The sequence below is a fragment of the Paenibacillus sp. 01T47 genome, from assembly GCF_056398245.1.
The window spans coordinates 26,440-48,105 of sequence record NZ_JBFTPA010000003.1; the positions used below are offsets into that span (position 1 = coordinate 26,440).

Genomic DNA, 21,666 nt, shown 5'->3' on the forward strand with positions numbered 1-21,666 from the left:
AAATCTTATCGGACGTCGTAACCAAGGAATGCTTCACGTACTCGGTTCCAGAAAGGAAACGGCCGATATCGTGCAAAGCTTACTTTACGGCTGGATACACTGCAGCGGATGGAACGAATATCGCTGCTCATGATGCTGATGTGATCAATTGCGAGCTGCAGCCGCTGCTCTTTCTTAGAGATAATATCGCAGTGATGATGCTGCGGCAGCAGCACGGATGATCCAAGTGTACGATATACACGATTATTGATCGAAGCGATTTCCGCAATTTGCAGCGATTCTATCGATGGATGGACAATCGCTCCACCTAAGCTTTTGTTATACGCGGTGCTTCCCGAAGGGGTCGAAATGACAATGCCGTCACCGCGGAACATTTCAAACATCTCATCATTTATATTGATTTGGGCGACGAGCGTTCCGTCAACGCCTTTTAATGTGAATTCATTTAATGATAAGTAATGACGGGTCTCGCTTGGTGTCTCAACTTCAATCTCGGCAAGTGGATACCTAACGATTCGTGGTGTTTCCTCTGCCATCATTGCGACGAGATCTTCAAGCTCGTCTGCCTTCCAGTCGGCATAAAATCCAAGATGGCCGGTGTGAATGCCGACAAATGCAACATTCGTAATTTGATCTACATATTTATGAAAAGCGAGGAGCAGTGTTCCGTCGCCTCCGATGGATATAACGATTTCTGGTGATTCATCATTCCGAGTGAAGCCTCGCTCCCCGGCTAGTTTATGAAATTTTTCTGCTAACGATTTAGATAGATCATCGCCTCGATCAATTACCGCATACTTCAAAAGTAAATCTCCTTCCGATCTCCATAGTACTTAAGATGATAAAGGAAATTGTGTTTAAATTCAATGAGCGGCTCTAATCATGGCCCAAGCCACCCCCATAACAAGTAAACGAGAGTCATTGCAATTAAACCATGAACCATTCTAGCTATAAAAAAAGGACGATAGCGCAAATCTGTTTTGCTGAGCAGGCTTGCTACTTGGGCATGGACTGATAAGCCGCCCCAAGAGAGCACCCAAGCAGCGATTGCAGCTTGATGCATGAGTCCAGTACCAGCTGTACCTGCCGAACGAGAGCCTAATGTGACCTCGAACAATCCGAATATCCCAGCGTCTGCAAGCGGCTTAGGCAGGCCGATTAAACCAAACAAAAATCGCAGAGCTTCAGCCATCGCCTCAATGATGCCTGCATGCGTCAGCATCTCCATCACGACGGAGAAAAAAACGACGAGTCCGCCAACGACGATCATTAGCCGCAGCGCCGATTGAATTGAATCCTGCAGCAGCCGTCCTAGTCCGCGCCCATCCAGCAATCGAGCCTCATGCATCGCCTTGAGTGCTTCGGAGATGCGAGAGGGCCGTCGTTTTCTGAACCCCTCCCTTGCAATCGCCGTTTTTTTGGTTCCAGATGAAGGGGCATGTCTATCGTGAAAGCGCATGAGAAGACCGATAAGAAGACCGCCTCCGTAGTGCGCAGCAGCGAGTATAGGAGCAATCGCTACATTTTGGAAGAAACCAACGGACACGGCACCAATTAGGAAAATAGGATCAGAAGTAGTCGTAAAGGCAACAAGCCGCTCACCCTCTGCTCGGTTAACGAGCCGCTGCTCAAAGAGCTGTGCTGTTAGCTTTGCGCCTACCGGATAACCGGAAATGTAACCCATTGTCACGACAAAACCCCCGATGCCGGGAAGCCGAAATATAGGTCTCATGAGCGGATCAAGCAGCTTGCCGAAAAAATGTACAATACCGAAGCCGAGCAGCAATTCCGATATGACGAAGAAAGGGAACAACGCTGGAAAAAGCACCTCCCACCAAATAGATAGCCCACGGAGCGAGGAGTGAAGGGTTTCTGTAGGAAAGACAGTCATTAAAAGCATGATTATAATTGCGCCAAGCGCGGTTATAGATAAGGGATGAATGATCGTTCGCAGCAGATAGACCGCCTCCTCAAATAATTAGAAAGGGGAGCCGAGCAGATGCCATAAGATGCTGTACAACCCCTCCTAAACGTATATGTAGGAATAAGGATATCCATCACTGGATATGCTTTAAAAATAAATAAGTTTGACAAAGAAAACGCTTGCAAAACGCTGGATTCCTGTTTTTTTTATGGTACAATGGAATTACCTTTGAAACGGTTGGAGTGATGGGTATGAGTATAATCGCTGGCATCTTGGTCTGTGCTTTCGTCTATGTCATTCGAGAATCTCTTACAGCACCAGGGGAAGAGGACTATGAAGGTTGATGGGTAATACGCACTATATGATGAGCCCCGGATAAGCATCCCGCGGGCTTTTTTTTGTTAAGTCCGTACTTTTATTTGTGATATAATACTAAATACCTACACAATGGAGATGAATTTGACGATGAATAGGAATATAAGCCTTTATGAGGCTTTAGGTGGATCTGAGACTTTAAGGCTGATTGTTAACTCTTTTTATCCTAAGGTACAAGCCCATCCGTTAATTGGGCCTTTGTTCCCGCAAGATATTGATCCTGTTATAGAAAAACAATATTTATTTTTGACGCAATTTTTTGGCGGGCCTTCTTTATATTCTGATGAATATGGACATCCAATGATGAGAGCAAGACATATGCATTTTCCAATAACCCCTGAACATGCTGGCGCATGGCTTGACTGCATGCAAAGAGCATTGCAAGAGGTAGGCATAAATGACGAGCTGCAAGAGATCGTTATCAACAGACTATCCGGACCTGCACACCACTTTGTAAACACATCTGAAGAGGAGACGTGATTGTATGGAACCGCTCTACCTATCCAAAATCATATGCATTTGCTGTGAAAAGACTTTTATGACTTCGCGCGTTAGACCAAGCTTCAAAAGAGCAGCTAGAATGGACTCTGACTTTTGCGGATATTATAAAACGGACGTAAACCCTGATTATTATGTTGTACGGGTTTGTCCTAATTGCGGTTTTGCCTCAACTGAGAACGGGATGGAGCGGTTGAATGATCGGCAAAAAAAGAACTATCATGATGAAATCGGAATGAATTGGAACAATCAAGATTATGGCGGGGAGCGCGATCTGAAGAAGGCGATGGCCAGCTACAAGCTAGCGCTTTTATCAGCCCAAGCCATTGACGAGAAGGATCGCGTGCTTGCTGGTATTTTGCATCACATTGCTTGGCTGTATCGTTATGAGGACAATCAGAAAGACGAGAAACGGTTTCTTACGTTTGCACTTCAAGCCTATATTCGTGTATATGAGGCAGAGGGTGTTGCGCTTAACAATGCGAAGTTAATGTTTTTAATAGGGGAGCTGAATCGTCGTATCGGAGAATTAAACGATGCAGTACGTTGGTTTTCCCGCGTGGTGAATGATAAAAAAATCGTGGATGCTGCAATGATTCGTGCGAGCCGCGAACAGTGGCAGCTTATACGCGAGGAGATGGAAGCCAGATCGAAACATGCATCCGGCAACACTTCTCCTGACGATGGCACAGATTTATTGAAGCAGTCGGTCTCTTCTTCCGCTTAGCGGAGCGCCTTTTTTAGAACACGGTTTGTCAGCAAATAATCGCGGTCTGCATCAACAATAGTCACTTTATTATGGCAGCAAGGGAAAACGAGCAATCGTTTCGTACCGTCTTGTATGTCTTGGAGCTCTTCTGGTTTTATTGGAAGCAGCACGTTTTCTGCATGGCAGAAGGGACAGCTCGATACATAAAGGTCGCCCATAATAATGTCATAAGGCCATGCTTTTTCGAACGGAATCATGATTTGTTTTCGCTCTCAGGTGCAGCGTTAGGCTTAGCAAGCTCGGCGAGCTTTTGCAATAATATATGGCGCGGCATATGCATTAAGTGCTCTATTGGGACGCCAAGCTGCTCGGAAAGCTTAACAGCTGTATCAGCAGAAATCTGCAACGGTTTAGACATGGTGTAATTCCTCCAATCTGGATATAATTAAGTTATACACTGCCGAGAAGGTTTGCGCAAATAAAAACGCGGCCGCATCTTGGCTTTTTTTATGGAAGAGAGGATGAGAGCAATGAATACGGGATATCCGCAAAGTTGGGATTTAGAAGTTTTTTATGAGGGTGGCTCAAGCTCAGCAGCGTTCTTGCAGGAGCTGAAGGGCATGGATGAGGACATTGAGAAGCTCGATGCCGCACTTTTAACGGAAGCAAGCATTGGAGCTTCTGAAATTGCGGCGATGACGGAGCTGCTGCAAAGCATCATCATTAGGCTGCGTGAAACAGAGTCGTTTGTTTCATGCTTGTTGGCTCAGAATATGCGAGACACAGCCGCGAACTCACAAAGCGATCGCGTAAAGACGCTTGCTGCGAAGTTTCTAGGGGTGCTTACCCGCTTTGACAACGTACTGCGAGGTCTTGATGATAGTGAATGGGAAAAGCTGCTGACGCACCCACAGCTCGCTGAGGTAGCGTTCAGCCTAACTGAACGCCGCGAGCTTGCAAAGCAGAAAATGGCTCCTGAGCTGGAAGCGTTGGCTGGAGATTTAGCGGTAGACGGTTACCATGGCTGGGGCGATTATTACAACGTCATTGTATCCAGAGCGAAATTTAACGATGTAGGAAAAGACGGGGAGAAAAAAGTTTTATCCGCTGGTCAAATGCATAACCGCTTATCCGATGGAGACCGCAATGTTCGGAAGGCTGCATTCACAGAGTGGGAGAGGGAATGGGCAGAGCAGGCGGATTTATGTGCAGAGACGTTAAACCGAATTTCAGGCTTTCGTTTAAAGCTGTACGACAAGCGCGGCTGGGATTCGGTGCTGCAGGAGCCGCTGCAAATGAACCGGATGAGCGAAGCTACACTGCAAGCGATGTGGTCTGCAATCCAAGAAAGCAAACAGGTGCTAGTTCGTTATTTAGATCGTAAAGCGAAGCTGCTTGGTGTGGAGAAGCTGGACTGGCATGATGTAGAAGCGCCAATCGGAGCTGCGACAAAAACAATTCCTTATGACGAAGCGGCAGCTTTTATAATCGAGCAGTTCAAGACGTTTAGTCCCGATCTGGCGGAATTCTCGGAGCTTGCCTTCAAAGATGGCTGGATTGAGGCTGAGGATCGTCCAGGGAAGCGTCCAGGCGGCTTCTGCACCGCTTTTCCAAAGAGTGGTCAAACTCGTGTATTCATGACGTATTCAGGTACGGCTTCGAATATTTCGACGCTTGCGCATGAGCTGGGTCATGCTTACCATCAGCATGTCATGAACGATCTGCCAGCGTTGTCGCAAGAATATGCGATGAATGTAGCTGAGACCGCTTCGACGTTTGCAGAGCTGATCGTTTCGGATCAAGCACTTAAAACAGCAACGGAGGACGAGGAGAAGCTTGGATTGCTTGAAGATAAAATTCAGCGGTCTGTTGCATTTTTTATGAACATTCATGCGCGCTTTTTATTCGAGACTCGTTTCTATGCGCGTCGCAGCGAAGGTTTAGTATCCGTTGAAGAGCTTAATTCCTTAATGGAAGATGCACAGCGGGAAGCTTATTGCGATACGCTAGGTGAGGTGCATCCTCATTTCTGGGCATCGAAGCTACATTTTTACTTAACGGATGTTCCTTTCTACAACTTCCCTTATACATTCGGCTATCTATTCAGCGCGGGTATTTATGCAAGGGCACTGAAGGAAGGTTCAGATTTCAAAGACAAGTATGTTGCATTGCTTCGTGACACTGGCCGCATGACCGTAGAGCAGCTTGCAAAAGAGCATCTTGGCGTAAATGTGGAAGAGATGGACTTCTGGCGCGAGGCGGTTGCATTGACAGCTGTTGATGTAGATCAGTTCATCGAAATGACAAACAAGTAAAGCGCTTCTTCAGAAGTGCTGTAGTAGCATTAGCAGTAGCCGTAGGCATGGGAAACCATTGGTCTACGGCTTTTTTTATATGGAATTGGGATGGATAGTATTCTAGCTACTGCAAAAACTTCTGTAAAACAGGAGTGCATTTCTTTGATTTGCGGGAAGCGAGGCAGATTATATTATAATAAGATTATGTTCGATTATTGAGAAACACAGAGAGGCGGAATGAAATTGAAAGAGCAAGCAAACAAAAAAGTTGTCGGATTTATTGGAACGGGTATTATGGGCGCAAGCATGGCGGGCCATTTGCTTGATCACGGATATGAAGTGAATGTGTTTAACCGAACGAAATCAAGAGCAGACCTCTTGGTATCAAAGGGGGCTGTTTGGCAGGATTCGCCGAAGTTGGTTGCGGAGCAATCGGATATTATTATTACGATGCTAGGTTATCCGGCCGACGTGGAAGAGGTTTATTTTGGAGCTGATGGTTTATTGCAAAATGCTAGGTCCAGTGCAGTGCTTATTGATATGACTACCTCAAGTCCTGCTCTTGCCAAACGCATAGAAGCAGAGGCTGGCACAAGAGGGCTTATGGCGCTGGATGCCCCAGTCTCTGGCGGCGATGTAGGCGCGAAGGAGGCTAGACTGTCAATCATGGTTGGAGGCTCGGAGCAAGCCTATGATGCGATATTGCCATTATTTATGCTCATAGGTAAAAACATCGTTCATCAAGGTGAAGCAGGAGCGGGTCAATTCACTAAGATGTGTAATCAAATCGCGATTGCATCCAATATGATTGGCGTGAGCGAAGCTCTTGCCTATGCCAAAAAAGCGGGGCTCGAACCTAGCAAAGTATTGAAAAGCATTGAAGCCGGTGCTGCGGGAAGCTGGTCCTTGTCCAATCTAGGACAACGCATTATCAATGGAGATTTTGCTCCGGGCTTTTACGTAAAACATTTTGTGAAAGATATTAAAATCGCCATCGAGTCAGCTGATGAGATGGGTCTTCCTTTGCCAGGACTAGCGTTAGCTCGTTCTTTATATGAGCAACTTATTTCACTTGGTGAAGAAAATAGCGGTACACAAGCGTTATATAAAGTTATTTTTAACGAGTAGGACGACCATATATTGTACATTAATTATTAATATGATATATTATTTTTAAATAATAGTACTATATAATACAAGTATGACTCATATATAGGACGGGGGAGAGTGCGATTCAATTATCTTCGCGGCAATTGGAGCTTCTTGAGCTTGTGAAGAGGCATGCGCCGATTACAGGTGAGCAGTTGGCAGAATCTCTAGGTGTCAGCAGGCCCACACTACGCTCGGACTTATCACTTCTCGTCATGCTTGGATTGCTTGATGCGAAGCCCAAAGTTGGTTATTTTCTAGGCAACACCTATCGCTCAAGCAGCGAGCCTTTGCAGCAATTGAACAATATGAAGGTGAGAGAAGTACAAGGTGTTCCCGTTAATGTTCCGGACTCGTTGTCCGTGCATGACGCTGTTATTACGTTATTTACTGAAAATGCAGATACTCTTCTGATCGTTAATGAGCAGAAACGTTTTGTTGGAATCGTAACACCGAAGGATTTGCTGAAAATAACGCTTGGCAACGCTGGTGCTGCATCTATTCCTATCAGTATGGTGATGACCCGTTATCCTAATATTGTGACGCTAATGCCCGACGAATCTGTGATGGAAGCGATTCGCAAAATGTCGCTTCATCAAGTAGATTGTTTACCAGTTATCATTCCGCGCGAGGATCAGGTGACTGATCCAGAGGTTACTGGCTGGGTATCGAAGTCGAACATTATACGTCTTATGGCGGACATCGCGATGGATGGGAAATTGGGGGAGCCAGAGTTATGAAACAGCAGATCATTTATGTATGCTCCGATGCTGTTGGAGAAACGGCGGAAGCAGTTGCAAAGGCGACTTTACGTCAATTCTCCTCAGAACAAGTGAAAATAAAGCGTTACGGCCATATTAAATCCGAGGATGAAATTATTCGTATCGTGGCTGAGGCCGCTAGTACTGGCGGTTTTATAAGCTACACGCTCGTCCAGCCGGAGCTTCGGGAGCAAATGAAGGAAGAGGCTTTTAGAGCTGGAGTTAGAGCTGTTGATGTCATGGGACCGATGATGCAAGCATACGTTGATACGTTTGGGAGTTTCCCGAAGCGTGAGCCGGGGCTGCTGCACTCCATTGACGATGCTTACCATCGCCGGATGGATGCTATTGAGTTCGCTGTGAAATATGATGACGGCAAGGATGCTCGAGGATTTGTACAAGCGCAGGTCGTCCTGATTGGCGTATCTCGAACGTCGAAGACGCCGCTGAGCATCTTTTTGTCCCATAAAGGAATTAAGACGGCTAACCTGCCGTTAATGCCCGAGGTTAATCCTCCCGAAGAATTGAAGCCTGCACCTGGCAGGCTCATTATAGGTTTAACGATGCAAGCTGAGCATCTTCTGGAGATCCGCTCTGAACGGCTTAAGACGCTGGGACTTCCGGCATCTGCGCAGTATGCGACAACCGAGCGCATTCAAGAAGAACTTGATTATGCAGAGTCCGTCATGAAATCATTGAATTGTCCTGTTATAGATGTTACAAATCGTGCTATTGAAGAGACTGCAGGTATTATTACTGAATGGCTTAACAAATAAATGGCTATACCGATAGAGACAAAGGGGGATTCAACATGGATAAAACGTTTGTAATGGTAAAGCCAGATGGTTACGCGCGTGGTTTAGTAGGTCGTATTGTTGCTCGATTTGAAGAGAAGGGCTTTAAACTAGTAGATGCAAGGGTAATGCGCCTTTCAAGAGAGCAAGCCGAGACACATTATGAGCATTTGCGCTCAAAGGTGTTTTTTGACGAGTTGGTCGATTTTATCGTTTCGGGGCCTGTATTTGCTATGATATGGGAAGGCAAAGACGCTATTAAAAACGCAAGGAGTCTTATTGGCGCAACGAATCCATCTGAAGCCCTTGCAGGTACAATCCGTGGAGATTTTGCAATCGATGTAGCTAGCAATATTATTCATGGATCTGACTCTATCGAAAGCGCAGAGCGCGAGATCAAAAACTTTTTCCAATAGTCAACGGAATTGTAAGTTAAAGAAATAAGATAAACAGCAGAAAATTCCTTAGTTGACGAATGGAATATGGGTATGGTAAATTTTAAACAAAGTTAATGATCAAACACGGAAGCACCGTATAAGGACGCAGATATCTGCGCCTTCTACGGTGCTTTTTTTGTGTTTTCTAAGCGGAAGGAAGGTGAAAGGGCTGAACAAATATCAACTTGCTGTGGCGGTAAGGGAGCCGGAATACTTGAAGCGGCTGGCTGATTATATGCAAGGCAGCAAGCTTGGCGAGCAATGGCAGATTATCGCGTTCACGCACGCAGATTCTTGGAAGCTCTATGTGAAGCAAGGCTACAAGATTGACTTATTGGCTGCTCAGCCTGAGCTGCTTGCAGAAATGGATGCAGAGCAAGCGGGTATTCCTGTAATTGCTCTAGTGCTACAGCTGGGAGAGAGCAAGGAGAAGCATGAGCTTTTGCAATATCAACCCATTCCCCAGCTGCTGAAGCGTTTTTCGGAGATTCATTCCCAAGCGATAGGACATGCTGCCTCTTCGTCAGGCGCTTACGAGAGGCCGTCTGGCATGAATATTATATCTGTTTATTCGGCGTCGGGGGGAGTTGGGAAGACGGCTTTGGCGCTTCATTTGGTACATGCTGCAAGTGTGCATCAATGTCGTACCTTTTATCTGAACCTTGAGCGGTGGAACTCTTCTGAAGCTTGGCTGCGCAACCAGCAATATACAGATGGCCTCAGTGAAGGAGGGGTGAGAGAGGAGGGTTTGTCAGAACTGCTTTATGGACTCAAGGCACAGCCGGAGCAGTCGGTCAATTGGCTTATGGAGCATCGAAAACGGGATTCGCAGCTTAAGGGTGATTATTTAGCCCCGTGCACCAATTTGGAGGATCGATTGACGCTTAATGAGGAAGATGCGGCCGGAATAGTGAGTACGGTTGCTCGAAGCGGGCATTATGACCTGATTGTCGTTGATTTGGAGAGCGGTCTGGATGAGCTGCACCTTGCTATTTTTGAACGATCAAATCATGTGCTTTGGGTTGCAAGCGATAATCCGTCTGTGAGGGATAAACAAAAAATGGCCCTGCGTTATGGAGCGCAAAAGTGGAGTGATCGCTTTAGCTCTTTGTCCAATAAATTCAAATGCGTAAAGAACCATATGGTTAATCCGAAGCATACCGTTCATAACGAGATTGATGGCATGGCATGCGCCAAGGTGGGGCTGCCGGAAATTCCAGAATGGCGAGGAGCAAGCCATGTTGCTCTGCTGTCTTCGCCGTTATATCGAGCAGCTGCAGATCAATTATTCAAGCAGCTTTATTTGGAAGGAGGCGGATCGATTGCTGAGCGATGAAACGGTGCTTGAGCTGCGCAACAAGGTACGAGCCAAAATTGATTTTAGCGGATCACTGTCAGATGAAAGCCTGATGAGAATAGCAGAAGAGATCGTCTTCGAATGGTGCGATCTTCATCCTCTTACCGCAACCGAGAAAGTGAAGCTTGTACGGAGGCTGTTTCATTCGTTTAGAGGTCTTGATATTTTGCAGCCGCTAATGGAGGATGCCTCCATTAGTGAAATTATGATCAATCATCATGCAGAAATATTTGTGGAGCGAAGAGGGAGAATGACACTTTTGCCGGTTTCTTTCGAAAGTAGAGAGCGGCTCGAGGATCTAATCCAGACCGTTGTTGCGAGTGTGAATCGTGTCGTTAACGAGTCTACGCCGATTGTTGACGCCCGTCTGAAAGATGGCTCTAGGGTGCATGTCGTATTGCCGCCGGTTGCGCTCAAAGGACCATGCATGACCATTCGGAAGTTTCCTGATCAGCCTCTCACGATGGAGGAGCTAGTAGCATTCCACTCGCTCTCGCAGGAAGCGGCATCGTTTTTGAAAGAGCTTGTCGGGGCTCAATACAATATGTTTATAAGCGGCGGAACAGGAACAGGCAAAACAACTTTTTTAAATGCATTGTCGCAGTTTATCCAGCCGGATGAGCGGATTGTTACGATCGAGGATTCTGCTGAGCTGCAAATTCGCTCCATTCCTAACCTAGTAGCGATGGAAACGCGCAATGCGAATACAGAGGGGAAAGGGGAGATTACGATTCGCGACCTCATCCGTGCCTCGCTTCGGATGCGTCCTAATCGCATTATCGTCGGTGAGGTGCGGGGAGGAGAGGCTCTTGATATGCTGCAGGCATTAAATACCGGCCACGCCGGAAGCATGTCAACGGGCCATAGTAATGGCGCGAAGGATATGATGGCAAGGCTGGAGTCGATGGTGCTAAGTGCAGCAGAATTGCCAGTGATCGTTATTCGCCAGCAAATCGCCTCAGCCATCGATATTGTTATCCATCTATCAAGATTCCGTGATCGCACCCGCAAAGTGACGGAGATATGCGAGGTCATTGGCGTTGAAGATGGAGAAATATTGCTTAATCCACTGTTTATTTTTGAGGAGGAGGGAGAGCGGAATGGCAGAGTGCTTGGCGGGCTAAAACGTACAGCGAATCCGGTAATGAGAATGGACAAATTGACGCTTGCTGGGAAAAGAACGGTCGAAGGAGTGGCGATATGAACAATTCAAGCGGCGTGAATAAAAGCAGCAGCCTTCATCGTCAGCATGGGGGACGGATAGAGAGAATGCTCTTATGGTGCGGCTGGGAAAGCGATGCGACGCTAGCGAATCTTCGAGCTGGCCGAACCCTTACCAATTATGAACAATACCCACTTAAACGAAACCAGTTTATCACTACGTCCTTAATCGCAGCTGTGATTTTCTATGGTGCTGTCTTTTTATTCTATCATTCTGTGTTCCTTTCATTTGCAGCGGCAAGCTTCGGTATACTCGCTCCTAGAATTAGACGAAAATTTCTTCTGGAACAGCGCAAGGAGAGACTGAAGCTGCAATTTAAAGAAGCTTTATTTTCACTGACATCCTCGCTTGCAGCAGGGCGCTCTCTTGAAAATGCATTTTTATCTACTCACGATGATTTGAAGCTAATTTACCCTGATGCTCGAACGGAGCTGCTGCTGGAGTTTCAAATCATTCACTTTCGTCTAGATAACGGCGAGCCCTTAGAATATGCGCTGCGCAACTTTGCTAATCGTGCAGGAATTGATGAGATTACTCAGTTCGTTGATGCATTAGCTGCTTGCAAGCGCTCTGGAGGAGATTTGCTTGAGGTGATGAAACAAACCTCGATCATCATTGGAGAGAAACTAGAAATTGAGCAGGAAATTGCAGTTATGGTTGCTCAAAAAAAATTCGAAGGTCGAATTATGATGGCGGTGCCTTTTGTTTTTTTAGCGTTTTTAAGCTTAGCTGCACCCGACTATATGGCTCCTTTATATGGAGGAATCGGATATTTGCTATTGACGGGAGCGCTGCTGCTTTTGCTTCTCTGCTTTTGGTTGATGGCAAAGATGATGAGTATCCGAATGTAAGATGAAAGGGGACAAAGCATGCTCGCGGCAATTGCACCGGTTACTTTAACGGTGATTTGGGTGTACTTGGTAGGAAAAGGAGCATTGTATGCCATATGGCGTCAGCTAATGGGTAGAAAACAAACGAATGACCAAACGCGGCAGCAGCTTATGCAGCTAAGTTTGATTGACCCTTTTATGCGTGTGCTAGAACGGTTCAAGCTTTTTGATACGCTGCATCTGCCTATGGGCAGCTACCATATGAAGCTCCTCTTATTGAAGGATAGCAGCTGGTCAATCGAGCGGACAAAAGGTGAAGCAACTGCTGCTCTAGGTACGGGATATGCTGCTTTAACAGGTTGTGCTTGGATGAGTTTACTTGGACAGGAGCCTACACTGTTAGTCATGGGGGTAGTGTTCGGCATCGTGCTAACGATACGCCCTTTCGTAGATGCAAGGCGGCAAGTTGAGGAACGAAAGCAGCAAATCATTATGGAGCTCCCCGTTATGCTCAGCAAGTTAATGCTGCTGGTCGGTGCCGGTGAGACAGTACAGCAAGCGCTAGCAAGATGCTTGGAGGGAAAGGAGGCTACCCAGCATCCTCTCTACAAGGAATGGGGAGAGACGGTATCTATGCTTCGCAACGGTCAATCGTTCAGTACGGTAATGGAGCGGTTTAATAGAAGATGTGCGGTGCAGGAGGTTTCGATCTTTACAACGGTGCTCTTATTGAATTATCGCCGCGGTGGAGAGCATTTTATTCTTGCATTGCGAGAGCTCTCTTACACTTTATGGGAGAAGCGCAAGGCAATCGCTAGATCGCGCGGGGAGCAAGCCTCCTCAAAGCTTGTATTTCCGCTTGTAGGTATTTTGTTAGTACTCATGATTTTGGTAGCTGCACCCGCAGTACTGCTCATGTCTTAACTTAAATTAGGGAGGAAGATGAAGGATGAGAAAAATAAGCCAATCGCTACGTTCATTTTGGAAAGAGGAGGATGGTTTAGGGACGCTTGAAATTATTTTGATTATTGCGGTTGTCATCATTATTGCACTGTTGTTTAAAGACTGGATTATTGAGCTGATTGAGCGCTTGATGGGCAAAGCAGATGACGAGGCGGACAAAATTTTCAGTTAGCGGGTGAGGCTTTTGAACAGATTGCGAATAAATGCAGGGCTGCTTCGCTTGCTTAAGAAGGAGCAAGGCAGCTTTACGCTGGAGTCTACGATCGTATTTCCAATGCTGTTCGGGCTTATATTGTTGTTTATTTTATTTGGAATGTACATGTACGAGAAGGTCATTGTCTATTATGCAGCGTCTTCAACAGCAGAGCGTGCGGCTTTCAGCTGGGATAACAGTAATCGAGATGCAAGAAGTGGCATGCTCAATGAGCCAAGTTATGATGGTTTATATTGGCGTATTGGCGAGGATGGCGTGCTCAGCAGCTTGTTTGGACTGAGAGGAGAAAATGATGCAGCGAAAGTCGTGCTCCCACTTGCAGAGACGGGTGATGGAGAAAAGAATGCTTTAGCTATTCGGAAAATAGAGCAGTCTGCTAGATGGTTGGGACAAGCAGGCCTAACATACGAAGGAGAAATCAGCTATTCAAGCAGCATTCTGAGAAGAGTGATCAAAGTCAAACTGAAGGAGCCTTTATCGGCTGAATCCATTGAGAAAAGCTGGTTGAAGCGTGAACCCAAAAGTGCAGCCTCTTCCACGGTTGTTGATCCAACTGAGTTTATTCGGAGTGTTGATCTCGTACGCTATTATTCATCAAGGTTTGCAAATCGGGCTGGAGGAGCGGGGCAAGCAAAGTCTCAGGCTGGTCAAGTGCTGGATACTTATAAAGGTAAGGGGAAGGCGACAAAGCCATAATGTAGCGGAACAGATAAGGCTTGAAAGGTTCCGATGGAGGTGCAGGCAGCAGTGAGCATAAAAAAAGATTTGAAGCATCGTTATCGGCAGTATATTTGCAAACTTTTCTTTCGAGAAAATGGGGCAGTGACCGTGTTTTCGGTTATTGTTTTATCCTCGCTGCTTTTGTTTTTCTCTTTGCTTATTGATTATGCCCGAATTGCGGCTCTGCATAAGTTAACAGAGGATGCTGTAAGGTCAAGCGTAAGATCTGTACTCTCTGCTTATGATGCTGTTCTATATGAGCGATATGGTTTATTCGGCCGTGGTGGTACAGACGGTCAAATCATATTCGAGGAAATGATGACGGCGAATACAGAAACAGCAGATGACTCGGGTCGATCAGGGATGAAGCTGGTTCGCGCTAAGTCAGATGCTGCCGCACTGCACGCAGCGACGTTTCTAGGCAGCCATAATGTATTCTCAAGACAGGTGCTCGAAGAAATGAAGTATAAGGCGCCAGTAGATTTTACATTGGATCTCGCAGCAAGGTTTGTACCTATGGCAGGTGCAATGAAGGAGGCATCGATTGCAATAAGTTTGCTAGAGAGTATGCGGAAGCTTTATGAGAAACGGGAAATTCATCTAGCGAATGTACTTCAATTGCAAAAGCAGATGGCTTCGACGATAAGTGGAAGCAGTATTTCTATGTTAATTTCTGTCCAGCCAGATGTAGTAGCAATAGAGGGGAATTCTGCTCTGAGCATTGCGGGGGAATACAGCTCATATGCAGCCAAAGTTATATATAATCAATCGTTAACTGCCGGGCAGAAAATAATGTATACAGCTGAAATAGAAGCATACGAGGAGAAAGTGAGAGCTTTTGCTATGGAGCTGCGCAAAGTGAGTGATGAAATACATAGACAGCATGTGAAGCTTCAGGGAGAAGCAATACAGGAGCTGGAAGCTGCAAGAGCATTTAATGACGATATGCTGAGAATTGTTCAACAAGCTAATCAACAGCCTCAGCATAGTGGATATGATACGGTGTCCAAGCATAAGGCAACAAATACTGAACAGCATCAGGTTCCCGCTGATGCTGCTTCCGACATTGAGCAGGTAAGGAAAGCTGCGGATGAGCTTGTAAAGACGGATGGATGGTTCACGGAGTACCGTCAGGAGGTGGAGGCGCAGGGCTCGTCTGCTGCTTCAATCGATATGGAAGCAGGGGCATATCAGTCCAGCAGCCTTGCCTCTATAGTTAAGCCTGTTAAGAGCATAACTGCTGATACATTGCTTGAAAGCGTCACAAGCCTGCGTCTTGCTTATGGGGCATATGAACAGAAATATATTCGACCTGCTAGTATCATCGTTGATCGACAGAAAGCACTCGATCAGGGTCAGATATCGAAACAGCTTAAACAGCAAAAGGAGCAAGCCGGTTCTCTCTGGAATCAGGCACGCAGCTTGCTGCATGGACTGACAAGTATCCCGCAAATGGAAGAACATCAAAAGGTGTTCGAACAGGTACAGCTTCGTTATAACGATAACCTATTATTCAATGAGCAGACTGATGTAGCAATAGAGACTGTCGACATGGAGAAGGCAAGTGATGCGCATATGGCAGCAGAGCAGTCTAATACGCTTATGGGTGGATTGTTCTCAGGTATGGCCGGGATGCTAGAGAAAACGAGAGATTCATTATACTTTGGTGAATACGTTATTCAACGCTTCACTTCTTTTGCTCCTCAGCATTTACGTTCGATGATGACTGGAGGAGAAATATCAGAGTTGTCACATGCCATTTCATTTCATAATCAGGAAGCGGAATATATTATTTATGGCTTCAACAATCCAGTAGGGAATATAGCTGCTGCATATGGTGAATTATTTGCGGCTCGACTGGCTGTGAGAACGATGGAGGGGCTGCTTGAAAGCAAATCATTAGGCCATCCATTGCTTATCTTATCAGCTGCGCTTATTTATGGATTAGAGAAATCGATCGAGGATATGCTTGCTTTCACTGAACGAGGGTCTGCCCCACTTTCCAAATACATAAAAGTAGAGCTTTCATATACGGATTATTTACGTCTTTTTATACTGATGCATGGTGCCGATGATGGGGCAAGTCTGGCCCGGATGATTGCAGCCATCGAACTAAACAGTGGGACGATTCTCTCTGCAGTCCCGAGCGGAGTGACAGGAGAAGCAGCCGTTTCGATGGAGCTTTGGTTCATACCCGGATTAATTCGGACGCTGGGAGCAGTCGGACTTCTGGAAGGAAAGGTTGTAGGCAACCGTTATGAAACGACACAAACGATGGGCTGGTCTTATTAAATGTCGACGCCTTAAGCAGGAACAAGGTTCGATAGTCGTAGAAGCTGCATTAGTTATGCCTATGGTTATTGTTGTGCTGCTAGTCTTCGTCATGCTCATTCGTTTATGTGCGGTACAGTTGGCACTGCATTCTGCTGCTTCTCAGACCGTAAGGCAAATGGCGGCACATATCTATCCAGTAGAACTTGCTTGGCAGCAGGCATCAGCCGTCGTTCCGCTGCCTTCCAAAGGAAATATTCCTTTATCTTCATGGAGTGAGATTGCCGCAGAAGCGGCTGAATGGCTGCCTTCACCCGCAGGAGCTTTGGTTTCATCTACATTGCGAGGAGATTTTCGTCCGATTCAAAATATGGCCGCTACTGAAATAGGCAGATCTGTTATTCAGCCGTTAATAAGTGAACTTTCTGATGCAGCCATTATTGATCCCCAGAAGATAAGGCTGAGCTGGTTATCGCTTCCGGATCTAAATAAAGAGCATGAGCCGAATCTAGCTATCGAGGTGGAATATGACTTTCCGTTAAAGCTGCCTTTTTACGGTAAACCGATTGTCCTTAAAGAGCAAGCCTCCGAACGTGTTTGGATAAGTGACGCCGCACCAGCAAGATATGGTGAAAACAAAAATGATCAAGAAAACATTCCGATACAAATCGTTTCTATTGAGCCAAATCCGCTCCGACCTGGCAAGAAAGCTGCCGTTACAGTGAAAACGCTGCCGGGTGCTGCGATTTCTTTGGGTGTTACTTATAAAAGCGGCTCAAGCAAAGCGAAACATCTTGGTGAAGCAGTTGCCGATCCAGATGGCTATATCAAATGGACCTGGCATGTATCCGGAAATACAACTCCTGGCACATGGGAGCTTAAAGCTTCAGAGGTGAATAAGGAAAACAATCAAGTGTCGATGCATTTTGTCGTTGAGAAGAGCAGCGATAGAAAGTAAGGAAAGACTTAGCCGCCTTGGAGGGGAGTCGCCATGGAGTTTATTGTAATAGCTGTTGTTGCAGTGTTTTTAATGATTGCTCTCTATACGGATTTAAAGGCTCAAATTATACCGAATTGGCTGACTGTGACTTTTTTCTCCGCTGCATTTATTTATCATACTGCTATCAGCGGTTTGGAAGGAGCTGCAATTGCAGCAGTTGGCGCTTTAACCGGATTTATTCCTTTGCTGCTGCTTCATCTTGCCCGAGGAATAGGTGCTGGCGACGTAAAGCTGTTTGGCGCATTGGGAGCTTGGGTGGGAGTATGGTTGGTGTTGCAGATGATGTTTTATGCCATCTTATATGCTGGTGCAATTGGCGTGTTTCTTGTCATTGTAAATCGTGCATTCGGGAAAAGAATGGCTGCTGATGTAACCGCATTTGTCGTGCCAGTGGCAGGGTATAGGAAGCTTCAGTGGCTGCAATGGGCGGAATCAGGCAAAAAATTTCCGTTTATGTTGGCGGTTGCACCCGCTGCTGTTACCGTATGGTCCATTTTCAGCTAAGTTTTCATGTTACAAGGGGGGAATTTGAGAAATGAAAAGCTTTCGGATTGATTTTGCTATGGATCAGTCGCATGAGATGATTATTGATCGAGAGAGTGGCTTGTATAGAAGCGAACTTGATGAAATTGAGCTTCATATGCTTCATAGCGAACGAATTCCCTATCTGCTGCCTATTGATTGGTTCGAGCTGGATAGCAAGGTTACATTCCGATACAAGCTTTCAGGAATGAGAATGCTTTTGCACAGGCTGCAGCAACAGCAGCTCTCGATGGAGCAATACTACATGCTAATATTAGGCGTTGCGGATGCGTTATTCGAATGCAGGCATTATATGCTGCGGCCAGAGGGCTGTCTGCTTGATGAACAATATATTTTTATTGGAGAAAAGCTTCATGATATACGGCTTGCTTATATTCCAATAATGGAGGGGACTGCTGAACAAACAAAAGGAGCGGGCGATCTCTTGGCGTTAATTGTGCGTTTCACCTCTTATGTAGACCGCATTGATGGGGAAGGATTAAAGCGTGTGCTTCAGCATTTCGGCAAGAGATGGCCTCTTGAAGAGCTGCGGGCGACGCTGTTGGAACTCATAGGGGAAGCTTCATCTTCATCGAACCAGCGATACGAGGCAATAGAGAAGCCGGAGATGCAGCAAGCAGCAAAACCTGCTCCAACGCAAAAAAATCCACTATTAGATTGGCAGCAGCGATCTGAGTTGACGAATAGCGATGAAAAAGGGCGGGTTCAAATACCAAACCCTTCATTGCGTTCATACTCCGCCCCGATAATGGAAGAGTTTAAGGATCATGAATTATTTTCAAAACAGTATGCTGACCCTTTGGATAGGGAAGACGATGAACCGGAAACAAAGAAAAAATGGATCGGAACAGCAATTATTGTCGTAGCACTTGCATGTGTTTGGCGATTTGTTTATTTTGAAGCTGCTGGTAGGCAGAGCTTATTGATCAGCTCGGGCATTTCCTTGCTGTTATTAGCAGCCGTTATGCTAGTTTGGAAAAAGAAAACAAATGACGAAGCAGACTACGACGAATCGGAAAAAATGATAGAAGAGTCATCGTTCCACTCTGGACTATTTCCAGGGCTTAATCGTGCTCATGCAAATGATGATTCTGTCGAGGCGCCAGCTATTAAACCGCCAGAGGATCAGAGCGAATTATTCGAGTCTCAGTCGGCGGCCTCGCTGCATGTTGTTGCAGCAAATCCCGTTTCTCATATAGCAGAACCAACAGTATTGCTAGGAAATAATCAGTCATTGGAGGGTTTAGGTGAATCGTCAGTATGGCTCCAAAGGAGGTGGAAGAGTCAGGAGAACAGGATAGAATTACAAGAAGGAAGCTTTAAAATTGGGCGTTCGGGAGAGCAGGTAAGTTATGCAGAGGGGGCAAGCGGTATATCGCGGCTTCATTTGGAAATTGAAATCTTAGAGGGTGAATATAAAGCGAAAGACTTAGGTTCCCGGAATGGAAGCCTGCTAAATGGACAAATGATGATCCCTTATAAAAGCTATAAGCTATCGATAGGAGATGTCATCCATCTTGCAGGCGAGCAAGGACCAGCGTATGTGCTGAAATCGGAATAAGAAATGAAGCTAACCTTGTCCTACAAGTTCTTCCATTGCACTATTTACCGTTGGATAGCGGAACACAAACCCGTTTTCAAGCGCTCTGCTTGGCAAAGCTCGCTGTCCGTCTAATAGAAGTGTGGACATTTCACCAAATAAAGTTCGCATCACAAAAGCTGGAACCGGGAACCAATGAGGCCGGCCCATTGCTTTGCCAATGGCTCGACCAAATGAATCATTTGTTACAGGTTCAGGTGAAGAAGCATTGATGGGTCCATCAATAAAGTTGTTGTCCAAAATAAATAGGATTAGCCGAATCATATCCTCGAGATGAATCCAAGACAGCCATTGTTTGCCGCTGCCGATCTTACCTCCGCCGAACAAGCGATAAGGCATAGCCATTAAAGGAAAAGCGCCTTCCTTTTTGTCTAGAACAACGCCCACACGAAGCTTAACAAGCCGCTCAGCTGGTATGCTGTCTGCGGCCTGTTCCCATTTCTGAACGACTTCGGATAAAAAATCGGTAACTTTAGTCGGGCTTGATTCATCAAAAATACCGTCTGCTGATATGCCATACGCAGAAATGCCGGATGCATTAATGACAAGCGGCGGCTTGTGCTCGAGCGATTGTACAAGCTTTGAGATGCGGGCGGCTGCTGTTAGTCTTGAGTCCATGACACGCTTCTTGGCAGCTTGATTCCATCTTTGATTAATGGATTCACCTGTGAGATTGACTATGGCATCTATGCCTTCCAGCAAAGCAGGAGCAACTTCGAGTTCATCCCAAGTTAATTGGTTAAACCCAGTGCGATTGGATTGATTTTTAGAACTAGTTCTGGAAATAATCCATACCTCATCATTTCTCTCAAGCAAAGCCTTGGTAAGCGCACTTCCGATAAACCCAGTTCCTCCAGCTATTGCAACCCGCATCCTCGTTCGCTCCTTCAATTCACCCATTACTTCAGTTCATTGATTACTTTATTTCTTCAATTTTAACTAACCAATTTTGTTTGAGGGTCGCTTCACCTTCAATGGCTTTTTCCGAATACTCAAATTTCACTTTAGCATCGTCCGGTAATGCTTCTAACGTGCTTTTTTGGTCATCTGTTACTTGAAGTGCAATTGCACCGGCAGCTGTTTCTATTTCTATAGAGTGCGAGTCGCTTAGACCGCTATAAATACCTTCATTCACTTTGTTTGGCGCTGCTGGATCCTCGATCGTACCGTTATTGTTTGTTGCAGTATCTGTCGGTTCCGGTGAAGAAAGATCAGGATCAATGACACCATTATCTTCTGGCAACTGAGTAATAACTGGTCCGTCGGTTGGACTGCCTTGCTGTTCGTTTCCTGCATTAGTATTGCCACCGCCACATGCGGATGTTGCGAGCATAACAGCGAGAAGAACGGCTCCTGCTGTAGCTGCTTTTTTGTTTCTTCTTCGCTTCGATGAGTTCATCATGAGAACCACCTCCTGTAATTAATAACGAAATAGATGAGTATTAGGTTACATTTTTATATATAACCATAAAATACGAGTATGAAGCATGTATATAAGGGGGGCATTAATTGATGATTAAATATAAATAAGTTTAAGCCGCACTGATGCGGCTTAAACTTATTTATTAAGTAGATGCATATAGGGAGTATAGTCGATTCCTTGACGGTCAAGAAAAGTAACAAGACTACGGTAATCACGTTTAGGAGTTGCTCGTATGTAACCTTCGATACAATGCTCGCGCGTAACGGATGATGCGCCATGTTCAATCGCCACTTGACCAATCTTGGCTGCGATAGAATGTTTAGCTATATCACGAAAAGCGCTTGGCACTGGGGAAACAAGCTCGTCCAGCAAACTTTTGGAATCATCATTCCACATGCTGCGACTGCGATCTACCCAGTAGTTTTGCCAATCGAGCTTAGACTTGCCGTCTCGCATCGGAAGCACCTTGAGAAATTTTCGAAACATGAAAAATCCGCCAATCGACATAGCCGCAACCATGACGACCGCCCAAAAAACGATAAAATACATAAACCAGTCGGGGGCAACTTTCATACGTGT

The 21,666-nt window shown here is 45.8% G+C and carries 24 protein-coding genes; 17 read left to right on the plus strand and 7 right to left on the minus strand.

The window, feature by feature from the left end:
- Positions 1-5: 5 nt before the first annotated feature.
- Positions 6-803: an NAD kinase gene (locus tag AC1DOV_RS07495; protein ID WP_076271022.1), complete on the minus strand. Its 798-nt coding sequence runs from the start codon at positions 801-803 to the stop codon at positions 6-8.
- A gap of 77 nt (positions 804-880) precedes the next feature.
- Positions 881-1,900, minus strand: coding sequence for a sporulation integral membrane protein YlbJ (gene ylbJ, locus AC1DOV_RS07500; protein ID WP_477549618.1), 1,020 nt, complete (start codon positions 1,898-1,900; stop codon positions 881-883).
- Positions 1,901-2,389: 489 nt separating this feature from the next.
- Between ylbJ and AC1DOV_RS07505 the strand changes: the two genes are divergently transcribed.
- Both AC1DOV_RS07505 and AC1DOV_RS07510 read left to right on the plus strand, forming a co-directional pair.
- Positions 2,390-2,779 (plus strand): globin domain-containing protein, encoded by a 390-nt coding sequence (locus AC1DOV_RS07505; RefSeq protein ID WP_076271024.1) that lies wholly within the window; start codon positions 2,390-2,392, stop codon positions 2,777-2,779.
- A 4-nt stretch (positions 2,780-2,783) separates the two neighbouring features.
- Positions 2,784-3,524, plus strand: a complete 741-nt coding sequence (locus AC1DOV_RS07510) for a DUF2225 domain-containing protein (protein WP_477549619.1) — start codon at positions 2,784-2,786, stop codon at positions 3,522-3,524.
- On the opposite strand, the gene AC1DOV_RS07515 is transcribed toward AC1DOV_RS07510, so the two are convergent.
- The gene (locus tag AC1DOV_RS07515) at positions 3,521-3,763 is read right to left on the minus strand and encodes a hypothetical protein (RefSeq protein WP_441879317.1); all 243 of its coding nucleotides are present in this window, start codon (positions 3,761-3,763) and stop codon (positions 3,521-3,523) included. The two genes, AC1DOV_RS07510 and AC1DOV_RS07515, sit on opposite strands and share 4 nt — an antisense overlap.
- On the minus strand, positions 3,760-3,924 hold the full coding sequence (locus tag AC1DOV_RS07520) for a YycC family protein (RefSeq protein WP_076271027.1): 165 nt from the start codon (positions 3,922-3,924) through the stop codon (positions 3,760-3,762). Before AC1DOV_RS07520 ends, AC1DOV_RS07515 begins: the two co-directional genes overlap by 4 nt.
- 112 nt (positions 3,925-4,036) lie before the next feature.
- On the opposite strand from AC1DOV_RS07520, the gene AC1DOV_RS07525 reads away from it, so the two are divergent.
- The 15 genes from AC1DOV_RS07525 (at position 4,037) to AC1DOV_RS07595 (ending at position 19,625) form a co-directional block, all read left to right on the plus strand.
- Positions 4,037-5,821, plus strand: a complete 1,785-nt coding sequence (locus tag AC1DOV_RS07525; RefSeq protein ID WP_477511561.1) for a M3 family oligoendopeptidase — start codon at positions 4,037-4,039, stop codon at positions 5,819-5,821.
- A 219-nt stretch (positions 5,822-6,040) separates the two neighbouring features.
- Entirely contained in the window at positions 6,041-6,931 is an 891-nt protein-coding gene (locus AC1DOV_RS07530) for an NAD(P)-dependent oxidoreductase (RefSeq protein ID WP_477549620.1), read from the plus strand.
- A 125-nt stretch (positions 6,932-7,056) separates the two neighbouring features.
- Positions 7,057-7,692: a CBS domain-containing protein gene (locus AC1DOV_RS07535; RefSeq protein WP_076271030.1), complete on the plus strand. Its 636-nt coding sequence runs from the start codon at positions 7,057-7,059 to the stop codon at positions 7,690-7,692.
- Entirely contained in the window at positions 7,689-8,489 is an 801-nt protein-coding gene (locus AC1DOV_RS07540; RefSeq protein ID WP_076271031.1) for a pyruvate, water dikinase regulatory protein, read from the plus strand. Before AC1DOV_RS07535 ends, AC1DOV_RS07540 begins: the two co-directional genes overlap by 4 nt.
- Before the next feature lie 35 nt (positions 8,490-8,524).
- Complete coding sequence (gene ndk / locus AC1DOV_RS07545) at positions 8,525-8,923, plus strand: nucleoside-diphosphate kinase (RefSeq protein ID WP_076271032.1); 399 nt, start codon at positions 8,525-8,527, stop codon at positions 8,921-8,923.
- Positions 8,924-9,104: 181 nt separating this feature from the next.
- Positions 9,105-10,280 carry a P-loop NTPase family protein gene (locus tag AC1DOV_RS07550; protein ID WP_477549621.1) on the plus strand — a complete coding sequence of 392 codons (1,176 nt, stop codon included), beginning with the start codon at positions 9,105-9,107 and terminating at the stop codon, positions 10,278-10,280.
- Positions 10,270-11,505 (plus strand): TadA family conjugal transfer-associated ATPase, encoded by a 1,236-nt coding sequence (locus tag AC1DOV_RS07555; RefSeq protein ID WP_441879437.1) that lies wholly within the window; start codon positions 10,270-10,272, stop codon positions 11,503-11,505. The genes AC1DOV_RS07550 and AC1DOV_RS07555 overlap by 11 nt, the downstream gene beginning before the upstream one ends.
- Positions 11,502-12,374: a type II secretion system F family protein gene (locus AC1DOV_RS07560; RefSeq protein ID WP_477511558.1), complete on the plus strand. Its 873-nt coding sequence runs from the start codon at positions 11,502-11,504 to the stop codon at positions 12,372-12,374. The genes AC1DOV_RS07555 and AC1DOV_RS07560 overlap by 4 nt, the downstream gene beginning before the upstream one ends.
- An 18-nt stretch (positions 12,375-12,392) precedes the next feature.
- Positions 12,393-13,277 carry a type II secretion system F family protein gene (locus AC1DOV_RS07565; protein ID WP_477549622.1) on the plus strand — a complete coding sequence of 295 codons (885 nt, stop codon included), beginning with the start codon at positions 12,393-12,395 and terminating at the stop codon, positions 13,275-13,277.
- A 25-nt stretch (positions 13,278-13,302) separates the two neighbouring features.
- Positions 13,303-13,488: a Flp1 family type IVb pilin gene (locus AC1DOV_RS07570; protein WP_441879304.1), complete on the plus strand. Its 186-nt coding sequence runs from the start codon at positions 13,303-13,305 to the stop codon at positions 13,486-13,488.
- Between the two features lie 12 nt (positions 13,489-13,500).
- The gene (locus AC1DOV_RS07575; protein WP_477549623.1) at positions 13,501-14,226 is read left to right on the plus strand and encodes a TadE/TadG family type IV pilus assembly protein; all 726 of its coding nucleotides are present in this window, start codon (positions 13,501-13,503) and stop codon (positions 14,224-14,226) included.
- 51 nt (positions 14,227-14,277) lie between these two features.
- On the plus strand, positions 14,278-16,542 hold the full coding sequence (locus tag AC1DOV_RS07580; RefSeq protein WP_477549624.1) for a hypothetical protein: 2,265 nt from the start codon (positions 14,278-14,280) through the stop codon (positions 16,540-16,542).
- Positions 16,508-17,479, plus strand: coding sequence for a TadE/TadG family type IV pilus assembly protein (locus AC1DOV_RS07585; RefSeq protein ID WP_477511554.1), 972 nt, complete (start codon positions 16,508-16,510; stop codon positions 17,477-17,479). Before AC1DOV_RS07580 ends, AC1DOV_RS07585 begins: the two co-directional genes overlap by 35 nt.
- 33 nt (positions 17,480-17,512) lie before the next feature.
- On the plus strand, positions 17,513-18,025 hold the full coding sequence (locus tag AC1DOV_RS07590; RefSeq protein ID WP_477511553.1) for an A24 family peptidase: 513 nt from the start codon (positions 17,513-17,515) through the stop codon (positions 18,023-18,025).
- Between the two features lie 31 nt (positions 18,026-18,056).
- Positions 18,057-19,625: a DUF6382 domain-containing protein gene (locus AC1DOV_RS07595; RefSeq protein ID WP_477511552.1), complete on the plus strand. Its 1,569-nt coding sequence runs from the start codon at positions 18,057-18,059 to the stop codon at positions 19,623-19,625.
- A 9-nt stretch (positions 19,626-19,634) separates the two neighbouring features.
- Here the strand turns inward: AC1DOV_RS07595 and AC1DOV_RS07600 are convergent, their stop codons facing one another.
- The 3 genes from AC1DOV_RS07600 to AC1DOV_RS07610 form a co-directional block, all read right to left on the minus strand.
- Complete coding sequence (locus tag AC1DOV_RS07600) at positions 19,635-20,537, minus strand: TIGR01777 family oxidoreductase (RefSeq protein WP_477511551.1); 903 nt, start codon at positions 20,535-20,537, stop codon at positions 19,635-19,637.
- Between the two features lie 43 nt (positions 20,538-20,580).
- Positions 20,581-21,066 (minus strand): hypothetical protein, encoded by a 486-nt coding sequence (locus AC1DOV_RS07605; protein ID WP_339207515.1) that lies wholly within the window; start codon positions 21,064-21,066, stop codon positions 20,581-20,583.
- Between the two features lie 156 nt (positions 21,067-21,222).
- Positions 21,223-21,660, minus strand: coding sequence for a DUF2621 domain-containing protein (locus AC1DOV_RS07610; RefSeq protein ID WP_477549625.1), 438 nt, complete (start codon positions 21,658-21,660; stop codon positions 21,223-21,225).
- Between the last annotated feature and the right edge of the window lie 6 nt (positions 21,661-21,666).

Bases quoted from the DNA above. Each gene is read 5' to 3' on its own strand.
- AC1DOV_RS07570 (WP_441879304.1), top strand. From the start codon at position 13,303: ATGAGAAAAATAAGCCAATCGCTACGTTCATTTTGGAAAGAGGAGGAT.
- AC1DOV_RS07590 (WP_477511553.1), top strand. From the start codon at position 17,513: ATGGAGTTTATTGTAATAGCTGTTGTTGCAGTGTTTTTAATGATTGCT.
- AC1DOV_RS07585 (WP_477511554.1), top strand. From the start codon at position 16,508: ATGAAACGACACAAACGATGGGCTGGTCTTATTAAATGTCGACGCCTT.
- AC1DOV_RS07525 (WP_477511561.1), top strand. From the start codon at position 4,037: ATGAATACGGGATATCCGCAAAGTTGGGATTTAGAAGTTTTTTATGAG.
- AC1DOV_RS07560 (WP_477511558.1), top strand. From the start codon at position 11,502: ATGAACAATTCAAGCGGCGTGAATAAAAGCAGCAGCCTTCATCGTCAG.
- AC1DOV_RS07605 (WP_339207515.1), bottom strand. From the start codon at position 21,066: ATGATGAACTCATCGAAGCGAAGAAGAAACAAAAAAGCAGCTACAGCA.
- ylbJ (WP_477549618.1), bottom strand. From the start codon at position 1,900: ATGCTTTTAATGACTGTCTTTCCTACAGAAACCCTTCACTCCTCGCTC.
- AC1DOV_RS07510 (WP_477549619.1), top strand. From the start codon at position 2,784: ATGGAACCGCTCTACCTATCCAAAATCATATGCATTTGCTGTGAAAAG.
- AC1DOV_RS07600 (WP_477511551.1), bottom strand. From the start codon at position 20,537: ATGCGGGTTGCAATAGCTGGAGGAACTGGGTTTATCGGAAGTGCGCTT.
- ndk (WP_076271032.1), top strand. From the start codon at position 8,525: ATGGATAAAACGTTTGTAATGGTAAAGCCAGATGGTTACGCGCGTGGT.
- AC1DOV_RS07520 (WP_076271027.1), bottom strand. From the start codon at position 3,924: ATGTCTAAACCGTTGCAGATTTCTGCTGATACAGCTGTTAAGCTTTCC.
- AC1DOV_RS07540 (WP_076271031.1), top strand. From the start codon at position 7,689: ATGAAACAGCAGATCATTTATGTATGCTCCGATGCTGTTGGAGAAACG.
- AC1DOV_RS07565 (WP_477549622.1), top strand. From the start codon at position 12,393: ATGCTCGCGGCAATTGCACCGGTTACTTTAACGGTGATTTGGGTGTAC.
- AC1DOV_RS07505 (WP_076271024.1), top strand. From the start codon at position 2,390: ATGAATAGGAATATAAGCCTTTATGAGGCTTTAGGTGGATCTGAGACT.
- AC1DOV_RS07530 (WP_477549620.1), top strand. From the start codon at position 6,041: ATGAAATTGAAAGAGCAAGCAAACAAAAAAGTTGTCGGATTTATTGGA.
- AC1DOV_RS07595 (WP_477511552.1), top strand. From the start codon at position 18,057: ATGAAAAGCTTTCGGATTGATTTTGCTATGGATCAGTCGCATGAGATG.
- AC1DOV_RS07515 (WP_441879317.1), bottom strand. From the start codon at position 3,763: ATGATTCCGTTCGAAAAAGCATGGCCTTATGACATTATTATGGGCGAC.
- AC1DOV_RS07610 (WP_477549625.1), bottom strand. From the start codon at position 21,660: ATGAAAGTTGCCCCCGACTGGTTTATGTATTTTATCGTTTTTTGGGCG.